The following is a 20042-nucleotide window of genomic DNA, read 5'->3' on the forward strand; positions in this document are numbered from 1 at the left end:
TCAACTGCCCTGGGGTGGTCGTGTTTTGACGTCGTGTCGCGATGTTGCTCGAGTGCCATCAGAATAGGCCCTCGATCGGACGGACGAACAGGAAGGAGCACTATCCTGGGCATCACATCACCAGTGGGACGAGAGCACAGCAACAGCTCAACAGCAGCGCGCCAACAGCGCGTCCACAGCGGTCGGCAGCAGTCAGTAGCGTCGGGGGTCGGGTGTCGCAGTCGCGTTGGGTGCCCGGGCTCCGGTTCGGGCCGGAGTTCGACCCGGAGCAGTACGAGCTCCTGGAGTTCCACCACCGGGGCGGCGAGGCCGAGGTGTGGCGGGCGGTTCGCACCGGCCACAACGGGCGCAAGGAACTGGTCGCCGCGAAGATCATGCTGGAGCGCGACCCGACCGAGGTGCGGCGCTGGCTCGGCCGCTGGGACGACGTCTCGCACAACGCGCACCGACTGGGCGTCACCGACCTGGTGGTGCCCAGCTTCCTGCTCGGCCCCTCCCCGCACCGGCCCGGCAGCCCGCCCGGCGCCGCGCTGCTCGGCTACCAGATCTCGCCCTGGGTCGAGGGCGTGCCGCTGCACACCTGGGCGCGCGGCCGGCACGGCGGCCCGTCGGCGGTCGCCGAGGTGCTGGCCCGGCTCTGCCGGATCGTCGACGAGCTGCACCGCAAGCGCTGGGTGCACCGCGACATCTCCCCCGCCAACGTCCTGGTGGACGGCCAGGGGCAGGTCAAGCTGATCGACCTGACCTTCCTCGCCCCGCTGGACCACGCCCTGACCGTCGCGGTGTTCACCCCCGGGCACGTCCCGCCGGAGGCCGAGCAGGTCGGCGGCTTCCCGACCACCGCCAAGGACCTGTTCGCGGTCGGCACCCTCGCCCGAACCCTGCTGTTGCCCGACCACGGCCGCCTCGACCACCGGCTGGCCGCCGAGCAGGCCCGCGCCGAGTTCCTCGCGGCGGGCTACGGCGAGGAGTTGGCGCGCTGGGCCTGCGAACCGCTGGCCCGCGACCCGGACCGCCGCCCCTCCCCGCTCGGCCCGTGGGCCGCCCGGGGCCGTGAACTGCTGCGCGCCCACCGGCCGGTGGCCCGCACCGCGGGCCTGGCCGTGCTGCCCGACCCGGACGGGCGGCCGCTGGTGGCCACCGGCGGCGCCGACGGCACCGCGCTGGCCGGCCCCGGCGCCCTCGGCCGACGGCTTCCGGCGGGGCAGGGACCGTCCGCCGTACGGGAGTTGGCGGCCGGCTGGGCCGGGCAGCCGGGCGAGCTGGTGGTCTGCGCGGAGGACCGCGGCGGCACCCTGTGGGTCGGTACGGCGGCGGGCTGGTGGGAGGCGGCGCGCGGGGTCAACGGGCTGGCGGGCGGGGTCGGTTCGGGCGGGTGGGGTGGTCCGGGCGGCTCGGGCGGCTCGTTCGGCTCCGGCGGTTCGTTCGGCTCAGCCGGCTCGGCCGGGGAGATGACGGTCTGGACGGCGGCCGGCGGCGCGCTGCGCTCCTACCGCTGGGCCCCCGGCCGCACCCTCACCGGCCAGGAACACCCCGGCTGCCCGGCCGACCGGGTGCTCGCCGCCACCGAGGAGCGGCCCGGCTCCTGGCTGCTGCTGGTCGAGCACCGCGAGCGGGTGCTGAGCTGGCGGCCCGGCACCGCGCAGCCGCCCGTCCCGGTGGGCCCGGCCGGCCCGCTGCACGCCGGAGCGCTGGCCCGTACCTCCGCCGGACCGCAGGCCGCCACGCTGCGGCCGGACGGCTCGGTCCAGCTGCACACCCTCGGCAGGGCCGGGGCGGGAACGGAGATCGGCGACGGTGAGCCCTCGCTCGGGATCGCCATGGTGGGCCACCGCGGCGGCCCGACCGTCGCGCTGGCCGGCGCGGGCGGCGTACGGCTGCGGCTGCCGGCCGGCGGCGCCTCGCGCCGACCGCGCTGGTGGCGGCCCACGCTGCGCCCGGCGACCCGCGTCGCGCTGGCCATGGGCGAGGACTGGCGGCTGTGCCTGGCGGCGGTGGTGGAGGGCGAGTTGCAGGTGTGGCAGGAGGACGCGGCGTACCGCTGGCAGGCGGTGGAGCTGCCGGAGGAGCGTTAGGGCCTTGCTCCTGGTTCCTTGCCGGGTCGGCCCTGCGCCGGCCAGCCCTGCGCCGGGTCGGTCCTGCGCCGGGTCAGCCCTCCGCCGGGCAGCCGTGGAGCAGTTCGGCGAAGGCCGCTGCGGCGGCGTCCCGCGGGAGGATCCGCTGCGCCCGGACGCCGTCCGGCGTGCTGATCACGTAGTGCTCGGCGTGGTACGAGAAGTCGTCCCAGGGCTCCCAGCGGTGGGCGCGCAGCAGGGTCCGGCCGCAGCGGGTGCAGCCGATCCACGGCACCAGCACCAGGTCGGCCAGCTCCGGCTCGCTCCAGCCCGTCACCACCTCGACCTCGTCGCGCTCGCCGTCCAGCAGCCGCACCGGGGCGGGCGCGCCGTCGCCCGGGCAGCGCAGGAGGCCGGGGGTGAGCCGCTCGCGCTCTCCCCACTCCTCGGCGAGCACGGAGATCTGGGCGCGGTCCGTGCCGCTGATCGGGATCTGGCGGGCCAGCAGGCCCTCGACCAGCAGAGCGAGCCCGCTCTCCTGCTCCCCGATCGCCCAGCAGTCCTTGACCTCCCGGGCGGCGTCGTCCGGCAGGAGGTCGGCGATCCGGGCCCAGAGCACGGTGTCTTCGTCCATGGGTCGGACTCTAGCTCCCGGCGGGTCGGCGCTGGTCGGCAAGGGGTCCCTCCCTGGCGGAGGGTCCTCGTGCGGGCGTCGTCCGCGACAGGGCCGGAGCAGCGCCGAGGCCCCGGAACCCTGGCGGGGTTCCGGGGCCTCGACCCGGCGGTGGAGAGTGGCTCGGATGTTCGGGCCCGCTGAGCTGTTCGGGCCCGCTGAGCGCCCTCACCCCGACGGCTCAGCGGAAGCGGCGCAGCCGCAGGCTGTTGCCGACCACGAAGACCGAGGAGAAGGCCATCGCCGCCCCGGCGATCATCGGGTTGAGCAGTCCGGCCGCGGCCAGCGGCAGGGCGGCGACGTTGTAGCCGAAGGCCCAGAACAGGTTGCTCTTGATGGTGCCCAGGGTCTTGCGGGAGAGCCGGATGGCGTCCGCCGCGGCCAGCAGGTCGCCGCGGACCAGGGTGAGGTCGCCGGCCTCGATGGCGGCGTCGGTGCCGGTGCCCATCGCCAGGCCCAGGTCGGCCTGGGCGAGCGCGGCCGCGTCGTTGACGCCGTCGCCGACCATCGCCACGACCCGACCCTCGGCCTGCAGCCGCTTGACGGTGTCGACCTTGTCCTGCGGCATGACCTCGGCGATCACGTGCTCCGGCGCGATGCCGACCTCGGCCGCCACGGCCTCGGCGACCAGCCGGTTGTCGCCGGTGAGCAGCACCGGGGTCAGGCCCAGTGCGCGCAGCTTGCGGACGGCCTCGGCGCTGGTCGGCTTGACCGCGTCGGCGACCTCCAGCACGGCCCGGGCCTCGCCGTCCCAGCCGACCGCGATCGCGGTGCGGCCGGCCGCCTCGGCGGTGCGCTTGGCCTCGGCCAGCGCCTCGGGCAGCTGCTGCGACCACTCGCTGAGCAGGGCCTCCCGGCCGGCCACCACGGCGTGGCCGGCCACCACGCCCTGGACGCCCAGGCCCGGGACGTTCTCGAAGCCCTCGACGGCGGGCAGCTCGCCGGCCTTGGCGGCGGCGCCGGCGATCGCCCGGGCGATCGGGTGCTCGGAGGCGTGCTCCAGGGCCCCGGCCAGGCGCAGCGCCTCGGCCTGGTCCACGCCCTCGGCGGTGTGCACCGCGAGCAGGGTCATCTGGCCGGTGGTGACGGTGCCGGTCTTGTCCAGGACGATGGTGTCGACCTTGCGGGTGGACTCCAGGACCTCCGGGCCCTTGATCAGGACGCCGAGCTGGGCGCCGCGGCCGGTGCCGACGAGCAGGGCGGTCGGGGTGGCCAGGCCGAGGGCGCACGGGCAGGCGATGATCAGCACGGCGACGGCGGCCGTGAAGGCGGCGGTCCATCCCTCGCCGGTGCCCAGCCAGTAGCCGAGGGTCGCCACCGCGAGGGTGATCACGATCGGTACGAAGACCGCGGAGATCCGGTCCGCGAGGCGCTGGGCGGCGGCCTTGCCGTTCTGCGCGTCCTCGACCAGCTTGGCCATCCGGGACAGCTGGGTGTCCGCGCCGACCCGGGTGGCCTCGACCACCAGCCGGCCGCCCGCGTTGACGGTGGCGCCGGTGACGCCGTCCCCGACCCCGACCTCGACCGGGACGGACTCGCCGGTCAGCATCGAGGCGTCCACCGCCGAGGCGCCCTCGACCACCGTGCCGTCGGTGGCGATCTTCTCGCCGGGGCGGACCACGAAGCGGTCGCCCACGGCGAGGTCCGCGATCGGGATGCGCACCTCGGTGCCTGCCCCTCGCCCACCACCACCCTTGTCCGAGGACGCTTCGCGTCCGCCCCCCTCGTTGCGCAGCACCGTCACGTCCTTGGCGCCCAGTTCCAGCAGGGCCTTGAGCGCGGCCCCTGCGGTGCGCTTGGAGCGCGCCTCGAAGTAGCGGCCGGCCAGGATGAAGGCGGTGACGCCGGCCGCCGCCTCCAGGTAGATGTTGGACGAGCCGTCGGTGCGGGCGATGGTGAACTCGAAGCCGTGCCGCATGCCCGGCATCCCGGCGTCGCCGAGGAACAGCGCCCACAGCGACCAGAGGAACGCGGCGAGGGTGCCGAGCGAGACCAGGGTGTCCATCGTCGCGGCGCCGTGCCGGGCATTGGTGAACGCGGCCCGGTGGAACGGCCAGGCGGCGTAGGTGACGACCGGCGCGGCGAGGGTCAGCGAGAGCCACTGCCAGTTGTCGAACTGCAGGGCCGGCACCATCGCCATCGCGATCACCGGCACCGCGAGCGCCACCGCGGTGAACAGCCGCTGGCGCAGCGGGGCCAGTTCGTCGGCGGGCTCGGCCTGCCCGGTGCCGCCCGCGCCCTCGGCGGCCGGGGGCTTGGGCAGCGCGGCGGTGTAGCCGGTGGCCTCGACGGTGGCGATCAGGTCGGCGACCTCGACTCCGCCCTCGAAGGAGACCTTCGCCTTCTCGGTGGCGTAGTTGACGCTGGCGGTGACCCCGTCCATCCGGTTGAGCTTCTTCTCGATGCGGGCCGCGCAGGAGGCGCACGTCATTCCGCCGATCGAGAGTTCCACCTCCGCGGAGGCGGGTGCCTGCGTAGTCATCGTCGCTCCTCGTGACGTCGTCGTGCGGTACGTTCGGCGGCCGGGCCGTCATACCCGGATGGGGTATCGGGCGGCGCCGGGTTCATTTATACCCCCGAGGGGTATCAGCCGCAAGGCTTGGCCATACCCCTGGCAGGTATTTTTCGGACCCCCGACCCGGTTGACTTGATACCCCTATGGGGTATTCACTCGTGGGCATCGAGCCGAAGGGCGCGCCCGCCGAGATCGCCGGAGCCTCGCAGGCCATCGCCCGGCTCATGCGGGCCCGAGCCCGCCCCACCACTCCGTACGCCCATCCGATCCGCACGTCCTTCCGAGGGGAACCCCGCCATGAACACCGCCCTGCGCATCACCGCCTTCACGGGCGGACTCGCCGCCGCCTTCGGCCTCGCCCTCGGGGTCGGCCACGCCACCGGCAGCGGCCCCGCGCCCAAGCCCGCCGCGGCACACGCGGGGCACGGGGGACACGAGGAGAAGGCGGACGGCGGCGGCACCGAGCACCTGCCCGGCGGGCTGCAGGTCTCCGAACGCGGCTACACGCTCAGCGTCGACAACCCCTTCGTGACCGCCGGCTCCCCCACCGACCTGCGCTTTCGCATCCTCGGCACGGATGGCAAGCCCGTCACCGCCTACCAGCCACAGCACGAGAAGGAACTGCACCTGATCGTCGCCCCGCGCGACCTGTCCACCTTCCAGCACCTGCACCCGACGCTGACCGCCGACGGCACCTGGAGCGCCCCCACCGCCGTCCCCGCCGCCGGCGAGTACCGGGTCTTCGCGGACTTCACCCCGGCCGGGGCCAGTGAGGGCCTCACCCTCGGCGCCGACCTGCACGCCGCGGGCGACCTGCGCCCCGCCCCGCTACCGGAGACCGGCCGGACCGTCACCGTCGACGGCTACACCGTCTCCCTGGGCGGCGACCTCACCCCCGGGCGCAGCGGCCGGCTCACCCTCGGCGTCAGCAAGGACGGCAGGCCGGTCACCGACCTCCAGCCCTACCTCGGCGCGTACGGCCACCTCGTCGCCCTGCGCGCCGGCGACCTCGCCTACCTCCACGTCCACCCGGACACCAGCGCCCCGGGCCCGGAGATCGGCTTCACCACCACCGCCCCCAGCACCGGCGACTACCGGCTCTTCCTGGACTTCAAGCACCAGGACACCGTCCACACGGCGGCCTTCACCCTGACCACCACCGCCGCCGCCACCGAGCACGCCGAGGAGGCGGGCGCCCACCAGCACTGACCGCCCCGCCACACAGAGATGTGCCGGGCGATCCCACCACGGATCGCCCGGCACTCCGGTGTTCCCACGCGTGTAGGGTCCCGGCGTGCACAGCACCCTGACCGACCTCGCCCGCTGCCTCTACGGCAACGAGTACGGCCCCACCGCCGCCTGCGAACTCGCCGGGTCGGCGCCGTGCCGGCGGCGACGCCGCCGACCGAGCCCCGGTGAGGCACGAAGCCGGGTGCGGCACCCGAACCTCGCCGTCACACTTGAAGCTGTCGACGGAGCGGGAACGGCGCCTCCCCGTCGCGCGGGGACTGCGCCGGACCGTCCCGGCACGATCCGTACACGGCGATGAGGTGAAGGCGATGCCCCTTGAAGGCGAGTACGAGCCCAGTACGGCACAGTGGGTACGCGAACAGGTCGAGCTGTACGAGAGTTCGGGCGGCACCCAGGGCACGACGCTGGGGGAGACGGGCCTGCCGGTCGTCATCGTCACGATGCTCGGCGCGCAGAGCGGCAAGATCCGCAAGATTCCGCTGATGCGCGTGGAACACGAGGGCCGGTACGCGGCGGTGGCCTCGAAGGGCGGCTTCCCGCAGAACCCGTCCTGGTACTTCAACCTCAAGGCCGACCCGCGGGTGGAGCTCCAGGACGGCCACGACCGCCGGGCCATGACGGCGCGTGAGCTCGCCGGGGACGAGCGGGCCCAGTGGTGGCAGCGCGCGGTCGCCGCGTATCCGCCGTACGCCGAGTACCAGGAGAAGACCCAGCGCGTGATCCCGGTCTTCGTGCTCGAACCCAGCTAGCGGCAGGTGCCGGGCGGTCCATGCGGGATCGCCCGGCACCTCCGCTCGTCCGGAGTCGTCCAGCGTGAGAAGTCGGCCTGGCCGACTTCTCACGCGGTCAGCGGCGCCCCGGGCAGCCGGGCCCGGCGGTGCTCCGGGCCGGGTCGGCGGCAGCGGCGGCCGCGACGGCGGTGGCCAGGCAGGCGAGCAGGCAACGGGTGACGGGGTGGCGTACGGCGCGCAGCAGGGCGGGCGTGGCTTCGCGGGGCGTCATCGGGGGGCTCCTTCTGGTGTGGGGCACGGCCGACGGGGCCGCGTCGGTTGACCCGACCCCCGGTGGAGCGAGTGCGCGGCCTCACAGGGCCGTCGCGGACCGCGCCTCGCGGGCCCCGCCCTCGGGGCGCGGGGTGCGCAGGGTGGCCACCGCGAGCAGGCCGCCGACCACCGCGATCGCCGCGGAGCCGATGAAGGCGGCGGAGAAGCCCGAGGTCAGGCTCTGGACGGTGGCGTCCGGGGTGCGGGCGCCGGCCAGTGCGGTCATCGCGGCCGGGCCGAGCGCCGAACCGACCTGGTAGCCGGCATCGACGACCCCAACGAGGACCAGTCAGAACATACCCCAGGGGGGTAAGAGTCAGTCAACGGACGCCGGCAAGGGATTCTGGAGTGATGGGGGTAGGGGGTATCCGTCGGGACGCCGGGGGGATCCGTTCACCCAACCCGTCCGCCCCGGCGCCGGCCCCCTCCCACCCGGCGGCTACCGTGACCGGCATGCCCACCGACCCGCACAGCCGCCTGCTCGCCGCCCGCGCCACCAGCCCCTCGTACCCCGAGGTGGGCGCCACCCTGAACGGGGGCGGGAGACTGCCGGACGGCTACGCCCACCTGCGGCGGCGGGTCCACCTCGGGCACGGGCGGGAGGTTCTTGAGCGGGCCGGGAGGTACGTGCTCGGCTGGGGTAGCCAGCTGGGCACCGGCTTCGCGGTGTTCCCGGCCGGCCCCGCCCGGGACGGCGAAACGGTACTGCTGCGGCTGAACCTGCCGGGGATCCGGCGGCCGCGGCTGGTGATCCCGTGCCGGGTGGTGTGGACGGTGGACGAGCCGGACCGGATCGGGTACGGGTACGGAACCCTCCCGGGGCACCCGGAGTGCGGGGAGGAGGCGTTCCTGGTGTCGATGGACGCCGCCGGCGAGGTGTGGTTCGAGGTCACCGCGTTCTCCCGGCTGTCCGCCTGGTACGCCCGGTTGGGCCGCCCGGTGGCCCTGCTCTGCCAGCACCTGGCGATCGAGCGCTACCTCGCCGCGGTGGCCGCGCACGTCCGCTGAGTCCGCCGCTCGGGCGGCGTCAGCCGCGCCGCTCGGGCGTCAGCCGAGGAAGGACAGCCGGACGGTCCGGCGCGGGTTGTCCCCGTTGGTGTCGACCAGCACCACCGACTGCCAGACGCCGAGCGCCAGTTGGCCGCCGAGCACCGGCAGGGTGGCGTGCGGGGCGACCAGCCCGGGCACCACGTGGTCCCGGCCGTGCCCCGGGCTGCCGTGCCGGTGGCGCCAGCGGTCGTCGGCCGGGAGCAGGTCGCGCAGGACGGCGAGGAAGTCGTCGTCGCTGCCGGATCCGGTCTCCAACACCGCGATCCCCGCGGTGGCGTGCGGGACGAAGATGTTGAGCAGGCCGTCGCGCCCGACGGCCCGTTCGTCGAGGAACGCGGCGCAGCGGTCGGTGATGTCGAGCGCGACCTCGCGGGCGCCGGTGGTGATCTCGAAGGTGCTGCTCTGGAAGGTGGTCGTCGGGTACGGGCCGGGCTGGGTGGAGTGGTTGTTGTCCGCCATGGCGCCATCCTGTCCCAGGTCAGCGGACCGGGCGTACTCCCTCGCCGTCTCGCCGTGCCGGAGGGGCGAACTCGCGTAGGGTGAAAGGTTCAGACCACAGCACCCCGGTCGCCGGGGGGACTCACCCGGGCACGGCCAGGGCGGGGTCCGGACAGGGCCAGGGCACGCCCCGGGCACACCGAAGACCCGGCGGACCGAATGGTCCACCGGGTCGGTTGCCGACCGGGCGGCGGGGAGGGACCCGTACCGCCGGCCGGACCAGGCTCTAGCCGCGCCCGCCGAAGAGGCTCCGGCGCAGCCGACGCAGCGGCGTCAGCAGCGAGATCCTGGTGTGGCGACGGCGGATCGTCGGGGCCTCGGCGCCGCGCGGCGTGAGTTCCCTTATCAGCCCGAGCGCCTCGGCGGTGTCCACCGCCGGGAGTGCGGGCGCGCCGAGCACGGCCAGGTGTCGGTCGATCCGGCGGCCGGTCGTGCCGACACCGCACTGGATCGCCGGCACACGGGGCCGAGTCCGCACTTGCATGTGTTCCATCAGTTTTCCCACCCCTACGAGGCGCCAGGGCCGTGAGGCGAAGACTATCCGTGACGGACGGCCTTCGCGCAACCGTCCTTGGTGTTGTGCCACCGTACCGTGCGGCGTCAACTGACGAAGCACCAGGGGCCACCCGGCCGATCACGACTAGGCATCAATGATGGTGCACGACCAGCCGCCCGTCACCAGGGACGGCCGATCCGGCTGCGGCGACGCCGCGCACGACCCCCGCCCGGCGCCGCCCCTCGGCCCACACCTCCACCCGCGTCTCCGTATTAGGGGACAGCCGCCACATCGACAAAGCGATCACCGAGGCGCCCGCCGAGCGGCGCGGGGCCCGCCCGGCGGGCGGTCATCGGCCCATGACCGTCCGACTTCAGGAAGTGAACACATTCGAGGGATTGACTCCCGTCAAACCTCCAAGCAGTATTCTGATGCACGCGCCGGTGCCCGCACCGCACTCAAGCGCGTGTTCGAGTGGTGAAGAACTCCGGCTCCCGCGAGCCACTGCCCGGCCGCCTCGACGCTGCGGCGGCCAGGCTCGCGCGGTGCCCGGACCGGCGGTCGGCCGTAGAGGGTCGGCCGGACCGCCACCTGACTGCCGGTGCCGCCCCGCACGGGGCCCGGCACCGGCGGTTCCGGGTCCACCACGGACGCCCGCCCCCGGACACCAGCCACGGACACCCGCCACGACCGCTGGTTCCCACCGCGCCCGCACCGGCCTCCAGGGCCCCACAGCGCCCACACCGGCCGTCCGCGCAGGTCGCACCCGGTGGATCGGTACACTCGGCCAGCGTGTCCCTCCTCCTCAGCATCGTGCTCCCGGTCCACGGCGTGGAGCGGTACCTCCCGCGCTGCCTCGACTCGATCCTCGGCGACACCCCCGCCGCCGAGACCCGTTTCGAGGTGATCGCGGTCGACGACCTCTCCCCCGACGGCTCCGGCGCGATCCTGGACGCCTACGCGGCCCGCGACAGCCGCCTGCGGGTCCTGCACCTCACCGAGAACCAGGGCCTCGGCGGCGCCCGCACCGCCGCCCTGCCGCAGGCCCGCGGCGAGTACGTCTGGTTCGTGGACAGCGACGACTGGGTGCCCGAGGGGACGGTCGGCGCCCTCCTGGACGAGCTGACGCAGGAGAGCCGCCGGGACACCCCCGCCGACGTGCTGATCACCGACTTCACCCACGTCTACCCGGACGGCGGGACCGAGCCCAACCCCTGGCGCCACGTGCTGACCGGCTCCCCGCTGGTCGAGGGCTGCACCCTGGCCGAGCACCCGGCACTGTTCCAGACCGTGATGTCGGTGTGGAACAAGCTGTTCCGCCGCGCGTTCCTGGACGGCCTCGGCGTCTCCTTCGGCCGCGGCTACTACGAGGACATCTCGGTCACCTACCCGGCGCTGCTGGCCGCCGAGCGGCTGCGCTACGTCGACCGCCCCTGCTACTTCTACCGGCGCGGCCGGGACGGCGCGATCACCGCCACCGCCTCCCCCAAGCACGCCGACGTGTTCGCCCAGTACGACGCGATCTTCGCCTTCCTGGACCGCCCGGACCGTCCCGGCCGGCCCGTCCCGGACTCGCTGCGCACCCTGGTCTTCGACCGGACCGTCCGCCAGGCGCTGAACGTCTACGACACCCCCGGGCTGGTCCCCACCGACCTGCGCAAGGACTTCTTCCAGCGGATCGCCCGGCACTTCGACCGCCACCGCCCGGCCGACTACCGCTTCCCCGGCGGGGTGCGCGGCGTGCAGTACCGGCTGGCCGCCCGCGGCGCCCGGATCGCCTACGCCGAACTGCGCCGCACCGGCCGGCTGCCGCGCGAACTCAAGCGCGGGGCGAGGGCGGTGGCGCCCGCGGTGAAGAAGGGGATGCGCAGCAGCGCCCGGTTCACCGCGTACAACGCGTTCCGCCGACTGCCGCTGGACGAGAACCTCGCGGTCTACGCCGCGTACTGGCACCGGGGTTACGCGTGCAGCCCGGCGGCGATCTACGAGAAGGCGAAGGAACTCGCGCCGCGGATCCGGGGCGTGTGGGTGGTGGAGAACCGCGCCCAGGCCGCCACGCTGCCGCCCGGGGTGCCGTACGTGATCGTCAACACCCCCGCCTACCTCAAGGCGATGGCGACCGCCAAGTACTTCGTCAACAACGTCAACTTCCCCCGCACCATGACGAAGCGGCGGGGCACGGTGCACGTCCAGACCCAGCACGGCACCCCGCTCAAGGCGATGGGCATGGACCTGCGCGACCACCCGGCGGCGGCCGAGGGAATGGACTTCGAGGCGCTCCAGGAGGCCGTCGACCGCTGGGACTTCCTGGTCTCCCCCAACCCGCACACCAGCGGGCACTTCGCCCGCGCCTTCCCCGGCCGGTACGAGATGCTGGACACCGGCTACCCGCGCAACGACCGGCTGGCGAACGCCACTTCGGACGAGGTCCGGGCGATGCGCGAACTGCTCGGACTGCGGCCGGGCACCCGAACGGTGCTGTACGCGCCGACCCACCGCGGCAGCAAGGGCGGCTACGTACCGCTGCTGGACGTGGCGGAGCTGGCCCGGCGGCTGGGCCCGGACTTCACGCTGCTGGTGCGCACCCACTACTTCCACACCGGTGGTCCGGGCGACCTGGCGGAGGCCGGGGCGGAGTCGGCGCGGATCGTGGACGTCTCGGCGCACCCCACCGTCGAGGACCTCTACCTCGCGGCGGACGTGCTGGTGACGGACTACTCGTCGATGATGTTCGACTACGCGGTGCTGGACCGGCCGGTGGTGATCTTCGCCCCGGACTGGGAGGAGTACCAGCGGGAGCGCGGCGTCTACTTCGACCTGTTCGCGGAGCCGCCGGGCGCGGTCACGGTGGACGCGGACGGACTGGCGCGGGCGCTGCTGGCGGGCGACCCGGAGGCGGCCGCGCGGGCGCGGTTCCGGGAGAGGTTCTGCGTCTGGGACGACGGCGGGGCCGCGGAGCGGGTGGTGCGCCGGGTGTTCCCGGTGGAGAAGTAGCGGTTCGCGGTGGAGGGGCAGCCGTTCGCGGCGGAGGGGCAGCGGCTCGCGGCGGAGGAGCTGTAGGCCCACGCGAGGACGGGCCTCCGGACGGGGCCGGTGCCGCCGGTACGGCGACCGGCCCCGTCGGCGCGGGCTCAGCGCCGGCGGGCGGCCAGGAACTCCTCGAAGGTCAGGACACCGTCGTGGTTGGTGTCCATGCTGTGGATCAGCGCCTCGGCCATCGAGAGGGTGACGTCGTGGTCGCCCATCTCGTTGGCGGCCAGGGCGTACTCGGCCGCCGTGATCTTGCCGTCGCCGTCCTTGTCGAAGCGGTCGAAAAAGGCCTTGATCGCCTCGGTGGTCTCCATCGTGCCCTCCTGGGTACTGCGCGGTGTTGCTCTGTTCGGACGGCCGTACCCTACCCGGCCGTGGTGCGCGCCACGGTCGCCGGGAGTGGACGCGCGCGGGGGTGGGTGTCGTAGTCTGCGGATCTGATTGCAGGCCCGGGCTCCTCCCGGGCGGTCGTTCGTTCTGGGAGGGAATCGTGCTCGACCTCGTCACCAAGTTGGTGCTGAAACCGGTCTCACGGGGGATCTGGCGGCCGGCCATCGAGGGAATCGAGAACGTGCCGCGCAAGGGCGGGGTGATCCTCGCCAGCAACCACCTGTCCTTCATCGACAGCGTGGTGATCCCGCTGACCGCCCCGCGCCGGGTCCACTTCCTGGCCAAGGCCGAGTACTTCACCGGCACCGGGCTCAAGGGCCGGCTCTCCAAGGGCTTCTTCGAGGCCATCGGCGCCGTGCCGGTCGAGCGCGGCACCTACCGTTCCGCCCAGGCCTCGCTGGAGTCGGCGCTGGAGATCCTGGAGGACGGCAAGGCCTTCGGCATCTACCCCGAGGGCACCCGCTCGCTGGACGGCCGCCTCTACCGGGGCAAGACGGGCGTCGCCTGGCTCGCGCTGACCGCGGGCGTGCCGGTGGTACCGGTGGCCCTGGAGGGTCCGGAGCAGATCCTGCCGGTGGGCAAGCGGGTGCCGCGGCTGAAGAAGGTGACGGTGCGCTTCGGCGAGCCGCTGCACTTCGACGAGCTGCACGGGCAGGCCCGCTCGCTGAAGGCCCGTCGGCAGGTGACCGACGAGGTGATGGCGGCGATCCAGCGGCTCTCCGGCCAGGAGGTCGCCGGGAGCTACAACGAGGTCCCGAAGGCGGCCTGACCGGCGGCCGCTCGTCGGCGGCGTCGGTCCGTCGTCGGCCTGGCCGGTCCGTCGGCGGGGTCGTCGGCCTGGCCGGTCCGTCGGCGGCGTCGGCGGTGTGGCCGGTCCGTCACACGGGCTCCGGCGCGGCCGCTTCGTGCTGCCCGGCGGGCTCCGGCGCGTCGGCCCGGCCGGCGGCCTCCGGCGCCTCCCGGCGCAGCAGCGCCGCGTACCGGCCGTCCAGCGCCACCAGCTCGTCATGGGTGCCCAGTTCGACCACCTCACCGCGGTCCAGGACGGCGATCTGGTCGGCGGCGCGGACGGTGGAGAGCCGGTGCGCGATGGTGATGGTGGTGCGGCCGGCGGCCAGGGTGTCCACGGCCTGCTGGACAGCCCGCTCGGTGCGGTTGTCGAGCGCGCTGGTGGCCTCGTCGAGGATCAGCACCGGTGGATTGCGCAGGATCGTCCGGGCGAGTGCGAGGCGCTGCTTCTCGCCGCCGGAGAAGCGGTAGCCGCGCTCGCCGACCAGGGTGTCGTAGCCGTCCGGGAGGGCGGCGATGGTGTCGTGGACCTGCGCGGCCCGGGCGGCCTCGACCAGTTCGGCGTCGTCGGCGCCGGGCTTGGCGAAGCGCAGGTTCTCGGCGACCGAGGCGTGGAAGAGGTAGGTCTCCTGGGAGACCACGCCGACCGCGCGGGACAGCGTGTCGAAGGACAGTTCGCGCACGTCCACGCCGTCCAGACTGACCTGTCCGCCGGTCACGTCGTACAGCCGCGGGACGAGGTAGCTGAGGGTGGTCTTGCCCGAGCCGGTCTCGCCGACCACGGCCAGCGAACTCCCGGCCGGGACCGTCAGGTCGACGCCGGACAGGGTCGGCCGCTCCTGCGTCGGGTCGTAGCGGAAGTCGACGTCCTTGAAGCGGACCTCGCCGCGGATGTCGGTCAGGGTGATCGGGTCGGCCGGCTCGTCGATCTCCACCGGCAGGTCGAGGTACTCGAAGATGCGCTGGAAGAGCGCGAGCGAGGTCTGCACGTCCACGCCGGTGGAGAGCAGGCTGACGGTCGGGCGGAAGAGGCCCTGCTGGAGGGTGACGAAGGCGACCAGGGTGCCGACCGAGACGATCGGCGCGCCGGCGGCGGAGGTCAGCCCGGCCGCCCAGTAGATCAGCGCGGGCATCGCGGCCATCACGATCTGGATGGTGTTCATCCGCCAGCGCCCGGCCATGCTGGCCCGCACCTCCAGGTCGGCGAGCTGGTCGGACTGCCCGGTGAACTCCCGGGCGAGCGAGTCGGAGCGGCCCATCGTGCGGCCGAGCAGGATGCCGCTGACCGAGAGCGACTCCTGGACCGCCGAGCTCATCTCGGCCAGCTGCTTCTGCCGCTCGGTGGTGATCTTCTTGCGTTCCTGGCCGACCCTGCGGCTGATCCAGACGAAGAGCGGGAGCAGCAGCAACGAGACGACGGTCAGCCGCCAGTCGAGGGCGACCATGGCGACGACGGAGGCGACCACCGCGGTCAGGTTGGAGACCAGGCTGGTCGCGGTGGAGGTCACCGTGGACTGCATGCCGCCGATGTCGTTGGCGATCCGGGACTGGACCTCGCCGGTGCGGGTGCGGGTGAAGAAGGCCAGCGACTGCCGCTGGAGGTGACCGTAGACGGCCGTGCGCAGGTCGTGCATCACGCGCTGGCCGACGGTGGTGGAGATCAGCGTCTGGAGGACGTTGAAGACGCTGTTCACCACGGCGGTGAGGATCATCCCGAGCGCGAGCAGGCTGAGCAGCCCGGTGCGGCCCTGCGGGATCGCGGTGTCCAGGACGGCCCGCAGCAGGAACGGCGACACGACCGAGACCACGGCGGACGCCGCGACCAGCAGCCCGACCACGGCCAGGCGGCCCCGGTACGGGCGGAAGAGGGCGAGGATGCGGCGCCACTGCGCGGGCGGGCGGGGCTCGCCCTCGGCGCGCTCGGGCGGGGTCCAGTCGATGGCGGTGGGCCTCAAGGACGGGCCTCCCTGGGTGGGGCGGTCGGGCGGACGGGCGGGCTGGGGTCGACATAGCGAGGATAGCTCATAGTTAGACAAGCTAATAGTGAGGGCGACTCTATTCCTCGCCCCTCACCCCTCGGCCATCGACCCTCGGCCATCGACCCCCAGTGCTCGCTCCCGCCCCCTGGGAGGGCCTCGCCGACCCGCGCCGACCGCGCCCGACCGCGCCCGACCGCCCCGATCGTCAGTTCGTCCGGTAGGTGCGCGCCGCCTTCGAGGAGAGCCCACCGAGCTTCCCGGAGGGCAGCACCCGGGCGATGGCCACGGCCATCTTGTACCGCTTGCCCGGCACCGACACGGACCGGCCGCGCGCCAGGTCGCGCATCGCCTCGTCCACCACCCGCTCGGCCGAGAGCCAGGACCAGGACGGGATGTTGCCCGTTCCCATACCGGCCCGCTGGTGGAACTCGGTCCGGGTGAAGCCCGGGCACAGCGCCATCATCCGCACACCCGTACCGCCGAGGTCGCGCATCACACCCTGAGTGAAACTCACCACCCAGGCCTTGCTGGCGCCGTAGGTGCCGCGCGGCAGGAACGCCGCCACCGAGGCGACGTTGACGATCGCTCCGCGGCCGCGCTCCCGCATGCCGGGCAGGGCGGCCGTGGTCAGCCGCAGGATCGCCTCGATGTGCACCTTCAGCATGGCCAGCTCGTCCTGGAGCGGGACCGTCCCGAAGGCGCCCTTGTTGCCGAAGCCCGCATTGTTGACCAGGAGGTCCACCGGGCGGGCGGAGTCGGCGAGCCGGGCCTCCACGGCGCCGATGCCCTCGTCGGTCGCGAGGTCGGCGGTCAGCACCTCCGTCTCGATGCCGTACCTGCCGTGCAGGTCGGCGGCTGCGTGCTCCAGGCGCTCGGTGTCCCGGGCCACCAGGACGAGCCGGTAGCCGCTGCGGGCGAGCCGGCGGGCGAAGGCGGCTCCGATGCCGGCGGTAGCGCCGGTGATCAAGGCTGTGGTCATGCCCCGACCGTACCGACTCGCCGCACCCGAGCACACACCCAGGGCGATCCCACCTGCTCGGTGACCTCCGGATGCAGGTCCCCGGAGGTGCTCGTACTGTCGTACGGGGGCATCGTCCGACCGGGCGGTGAAATCCAGTTGAGGAGGCAGATCTGATGCTTACTCAGTTCCGGACCGAAACGGCTTCGACGTCACACAGCGCGGCGCTGGAGGCCGAGACACTCGCGAGCCTGATGGTGGAGGACGAGGCCGTCGTGTCCGACGCGCCCACGTATCTGCCCGAGGCCGCCGGCGCGGTGCTGCTGGCCGCGCTCCTGCTCCTCTCCCCGAAGGGCCCGAAGGAGAAGCCGACCCGGTAGGACGGCTTCTCCCCCGTCGGGCCACCCGCCCGTGACCACTCCCTCCTGAAGGGGGACCCGATCACCATGCCAACCGCCGAGACCCCTCTCCGTGACGAGTTCGCCGCGGCGGTCGAGCGGGTGGCGGACCGGACCCTCGCCGTCCTCCGGGACGGCGGGGGCACGGCCGCACTCGCGGACCCCGACAGCCTGGTACCCCGCCCCCTGCTGGCCGCGGTACGGGTGCTCGGCGCGGACCTGTTCGCGCCGCAGCTGCTCACCGGCGCGGAACCCGACGGCACCGCCGCCGCCCTGCTGTCCGAGGCACGCGTGGCCTTCCCCGCGCCCGCCCCCTCCTCCGCGGAGGCCGCGCTGGTGATCGGGTGGCAGGACTGGGCGGCCGGCCGGCTGCTCGCCCGCGCACCGTACGGGGCGGACGTGACACCGCCCGCACCACTGTCCGGCCCGGAGACCGTCGGCTGGCAGGCGTGGTCGAAGCGGATGGCCCAACTGTCCTCGCTGGCACTGCCGACACTGGACGGCCCGATCCACGACGCCGCCCGCACCCACACCCTGGACCTCGCCCGCGGCACCGTCCGCTGCATGCTCCGGCGCGACCCCACCACCGCCGTCCGGCTCGCCCGGTGGCTCGCCTGGGCGCGGGCCGACGGCCGGCCGCTCCGACTGGAACTCGAACCCGTCCTGGACCGGATCCGCTTCTCCGGCGACGGAACCGCCCGGTCGGCGCTCGAACTCGCCATCGCCCAGCGCCTGTTGAACGGACTGAGCGGCCCTGGCGACCCTGACGGCTCCGACGGCTCCGACGGCTCCGACGGCCCGACTGGCTCCACTGGTTCGAACGGAGCGACGAGATGACGACCGACACCGAGGTGCTCGCCACCGCCCAACAGCTCGGCTCCCGGTCACTGGCCTGGTTGCACGACGGCTACCAGCGCGGCTACAGCCGGCTGGAGGAGAGCACCATCGTCGACCTGGCCGACCCGGAAGACGTCTACAAGCCGCTCTGCGAGGCCGCTCTGGCGTCCTCCCTGGTCCTGCGCGACGGCGTCACCGGCCCTCACGACGCCAACCTCGCAAAGGAATTGCTCGAAGCCGCGTGGTCCCAGCTGGGCGAGGGAGACCTGCTGCTCGAACGGCAGCTGCGTCACGTCACCCTCGTCGACCCGCTGGAGACGTACGGCCACTTCGCCCGGTCCGGATACCGCCACGCCGCCATGGAGGAACTGCTCACCTCGATCGGCCGGCTCCGGGCCGTGCACGCCGTCGAGATCCAGGGCAGCCGCCACCTCGCCCTCGCCAACGCCCGGCGGATCGCGGGCCTCGAACCCCAGCCGGACTGGCCCAGGCTGGCCCGGAACACCTGGCTCGGCGCCCTCGCCGAGCCCTGGACCATCGCCTGGGTGATCGCCTACCAGGTCACCCACACCGTCTTCCACCTCACCGACTGGGGCGCCCGGCCCGAGTGCCTGCCCGAGCCGATGCGCGACTACCTGCGCGACTGGCTGCCGGTCTGGCTCGACATCTGGCTGGAGATCGAACAGTGGGACCTGGCCGGCGAACTGCTCATCGTGGACTCGTGCATCGGCGAGCCCGTCACCGGCCGGACCGGCTGGGAGGCGCTGGCCGCGGCCCAGGAGGCGAACGGGATGATCAGGTGCGAGGGCTCCGCACCCGACAACGACGACCCGGAGGAGGACTTCCGCCAGCACTGCCACACCGCGGTGGTCGGGGTGGTGGCCGCCACCGTCACGCTCTCCCGGGCGCTCGGCGGCACACCGGTGGGCCCTTGAACGGGTCCAGGCATCGGGGTTCGACGTGAGCGGCGTGGACGCCGCGGTCACGGCGGCGGTCCGGGCGGCCCGGCCCCACGCCACCGCCGTGACGGTCGCCCTGGCCGTCCGGGACCAGGCCGACGTGCGCTGCTTCGGACGGGTCGGGAGGGGCCCGGCCGCCGCGCCCTGCACGCCCGACACCGTCTTCGAACTCGGCTCCGTCAGCAAGACGTTCACCGCACTGCTGCTCGCGGAGATGGCCGCACGCGGCGAACTCGCCCTGGACGACCCGGTCGAGGCCCGGCTGCCGCACCGCTGGCGCGCGGCGAAGGTCCGGTCGACCGAACCCATCCGACTCCTGCACCTGGCCACCCACACCTCGGGCCTGCCCGGCCTCCCCCCGGGACTGCTCGCGAAGGCCGTTCCGGCCTGGTTCAGCAACCCGTACGAGACGTACGGCGACGAGCAGTTGAGGGACAGTCTGTCCCGAACCACCGTACGGGGCACGCCCGGCAGCCGGTACGGGTACTCCAACTACGGTGTCGGGCTGCTCGGACGGGTACTCGCCGAGACGGGCGGACTGCCGTACGGGGAACTGCTCGCCGAACGGGTCTGCCGCCCCCTGGGCCTGCGGTCCACGACCTGCGCCCCGGACCTGCCGGGCCGGGCGACCGGCTACCGGCGCGGGCGGGCCCTCCCACCCTGGTACATCCCCGGACTACCGGGAGCCGGCGCCGTCCGGGCCGACGGGGCCGACCTGCTGCGCTACCTCCGGGCCCACCTGGACGGCGGACCTGCGACGGGCCCGGCCCGCGGACTGGTGAGGAACCCGGGCGGCGGACCGACCACGGGCCCGGGCTCCGGACCCGCGACGGACCCGGACGGCGGACTGCGGGCCGCACTGCGGGACGTCCAGCGGCTGCGGTTGCGACTGCCGCACTCGACCGACCGGATCGGCCTGGTGTGGATGCACCGCCGCTCGGGCGACCGGGACCTCTACTTCCACAGCGGCGGCACCCGGGGCTTCACCGCCTTCGTGGGGTTCTCACCCGACGGCCAGGCGGCCGTCGCCGCGGTGGCCAACACCGCCCCGGCACTGGACGGCCGGTTCGTCCAGGCCGGGTACGAGGTACTGCGGGCCGCCAGCCGGGCCTGAGGGCGCCG

The 20042-nt window shown here is 73.8% G+C and carries 19 protein-coding genes; 10 read left to right on the forward strand and 9 right to left on the reverse strand.

Translation table 11 applies throughout. The features are described from left to right. Positions 1–212 precede the first annotated feature (212 nt). Positions 213–2075, forward strand: a complete 1863-nt coding sequence (locus ACGF13_RS10825; protein ID WP_392871761.1) for a hypothetical protein — start codon at positions 213–215, stop codon at positions 2073–2075. Positions 2076–2148: 73 nt separating this feature from the next. Here ACGF13_RS10825 and ACGF13_RS10830 read toward each other — a convergent pair whose 3' ends face one another. Then, positions 2149–2688: a hypothetical protein gene (locus ACGF13_RS10830; protein WP_392871764.1), complete on the reverse strand. Its 540-nt coding sequence runs from the start codon at positions 2686–2688 to the stop codon at positions 2149–2151. Between the two features lie 220 nt (positions 2689–2908). Continuing rightward, positions 2909–5209, reverse strand: a complete 2301-nt coding sequence (locus tag ACGF13_RS10835) for a heavy metal translocating P-type ATPase (protein ID WP_392871767.1) — start codon at positions 5207–5209, stop codon at positions 2909–2911. A gap of 330 nt (positions 5210–5539) precedes the next feature. Here ACGF13_RS10835 and ACGF13_RS10840 point away from each other — a divergent pair, with 330 nt between their 5' ends. Continuing rightward, a complete protein-coding gene (locus ACGF13_RS10840; protein WP_392871770.1) occupies positions 5540–6451 on the forward strand; it encodes a hypothetical protein in 912 nt (303 codons plus the stop codon). Between the two features lie 350 nt (positions 6452–6801). Further along, the gene (locus ACGF13_RS10845) at positions 6802–7242 is read left to right on the forward strand and encodes a nitroreductase family deazaflavin-dependent oxidoreductase (RefSeq protein WP_392871773.1); all 441 of its coding nucleotides are present in this window, start codon (positions 6802–6804) and stop codon (positions 7240–7242) included. 97 nt (positions 7243–7339) lie between these two features. On the opposite strand, the gene ACGF13_RS10850 is transcribed toward ACGF13_RS10845, so the two are convergent. Next, positions 7340–7495: a hypothetical protein gene (locus ACGF13_RS10850; protein WP_392871776.1), complete on the reverse strand. Its 156-nt coding sequence runs from the start codon at positions 7493–7495 to the stop codon at positions 7340–7342. Positions 7496–7576: 81 nt separating this feature from the next. Beyond that, the gene (locus ACGF13_RS10855) at positions 7577–7762 is read right to left on the reverse strand and encodes a hypothetical protein (protein WP_392871779.1); all 186 of its coding nucleotides are present in this window, start codon (positions 7760–7762) and stop codon (positions 7577–7579) included. 227 nt (positions 7763–7989) lie between these two features. Here ACGF13_RS10855 and ACGF13_RS10860 point away from each other — a divergent pair, with 227 nt between their 5' ends. Next, positions 7990–8544, forward strand: coding sequence for a DUF1990 family protein (locus tag ACGF13_RS10860; RefSeq protein ID WP_392871782.1), 555 nt, complete (start codon positions 7990–7992; stop codon positions 8542–8544). A 39-nt stretch (positions 8545–8583) separates the two neighbouring features. Here the strand turns inward: ACGF13_RS10860 and ACGF13_RS10865 are convergent, their stop codons facing one another. Together ACGF13_RS10865 and ACGF13_RS10870 are read right to left on the reverse strand one after the other, a co-directional pair. Next, entirely contained in the window at positions 8584–9045 is a 462-nt protein-coding gene (locus tag ACGF13_RS10865; RefSeq protein WP_392871785.1) for a YjbQ family protein, read from the reverse strand. Between the two features lie 265 nt (positions 9046–9310). After that, positions 9311–9577, reverse strand: coding sequence for a hypothetical protein (locus tag ACGF13_RS10870; RefSeq protein WP_392871788.1), 267 nt, complete (start codon positions 9575–9577; stop codon positions 9311–9313). A gap of 795 nt (positions 9578–10372) precedes the next feature. On the opposite strand from ACGF13_RS10870, the gene ACGF13_RS10875 reads away from it, so the two are divergent. Continuing rightward, complete coding sequence (locus tag ACGF13_RS10875; protein ID WP_392871791.1) at positions 10373–12574, forward strand: CDP-glycerol glycerophosphotransferase family protein; 2202 nt, start codon at positions 10373–10375, stop codon at positions 12572–12574. 137 nt (positions 12575–12711) lie between these two features. Here ACGF13_RS10875 and ACGF13_RS10880 read toward each other — a convergent pair whose 3' ends face one another. Next, on the reverse strand, positions 12712–12924 hold the full coding sequence (locus tag ACGF13_RS10880; protein ID WP_392871794.1) for an EF-hand domain-containing protein: 213 nt from the start codon (positions 12922–12924) through the stop codon (positions 12712–12714). A gap of 176 nt (positions 12925–13100) precedes the next feature. On the opposite strand from ACGF13_RS10880, the gene ACGF13_RS10885 reads away from it, so the two are divergent. Then, positions 13101–13769 carry a lysophospholipid acyltransferase family protein gene (locus ACGF13_RS10885; protein ID WP_392871797.1) on the forward strand — a complete coding sequence of 223 codons (669 nt, stop codon included), beginning with the start codon at positions 13101–13103 and terminating at the stop codon, positions 13767–13769. Between the two features lie 109 nt (positions 13770–13878). Here the strand turns inward: ACGF13_RS10885 and ACGF13_RS10890 are convergent, their stop codons facing one another. After that, positions 13879–15744 (reverse strand): ABC transporter ATP-binding protein, encoded by a 1866-nt coding sequence (locus ACGF13_RS10890; protein ID WP_392871800.1) that lies wholly within the window; start codon positions 15742–15744, stop codon positions 13879–13881. A 229-nt stretch (positions 15745–15973) separates the two neighbouring features. Next, positions 15974–16747, reverse strand: coding sequence for an SDR family NAD(P)-dependent oxidoreductase (locus ACGF13_RS10895; protein WP_392871803.1), 774 nt, complete (start codon positions 16745–16747; stop codon positions 15974–15976). Positions 16748–16902: 155 nt separating this feature from the next. Here ACGF13_RS10895 and ACGF13_RS10900 point away from each other — a divergent pair, with 155 nt between their 5' ends. From ACGF13_RS10900 to ACGF13_RS10915, 4 genes are all read left to right on the forward strand, one after another. Next, entirely contained in the window at positions 16903–17106 is a 204-nt protein-coding gene (locus tag ACGF13_RS10900) for a hypothetical protein (RefSeq protein WP_392871806.1), read from the forward strand. A gap of 66 nt (positions 17107–17172) precedes the next feature. Beyond that, positions 17173–17961, forward strand: coding sequence for a hypothetical protein (locus ACGF13_RS10905; RefSeq protein ID WP_392871809.1), 789 nt, complete (start codon positions 17173–17175; stop codon positions 17959–17961). Continuing rightward, on the forward strand, positions 17958–18896 hold the full coding sequence (locus ACGF13_RS10910) for a DUF6895 family protein (protein WP_392871812.1): 939 nt from the start codon (positions 17958–17960) through the stop codon (positions 18894–18896). The genes ACGF13_RS10905 and ACGF13_RS10910 overlap by 4 nt, the downstream gene beginning before the upstream one ends. A 25-nt stretch (positions 18897–18921) precedes the next feature. Then, the gene (locus ACGF13_RS10915) at positions 18922–20034 is read left to right on the forward strand and encodes a serine hydrolase domain-containing protein (protein ID WP_392871815.1); all 1113 of its coding nucleotides are present in this window, start codon (positions 18922–18924) and stop codon (positions 20032–20034) included. Positions 20035–20042 lie beyond the last annotated feature (8 nt).

Source organism: Kitasatospora sp. NPDC048286 (assembly GCF_043201735.1).
Lineage (GTDB): Bacteria > Actinomycetota > Actinomycetes > Streptomycetales > Streptomycetaceae > Kitasatospora.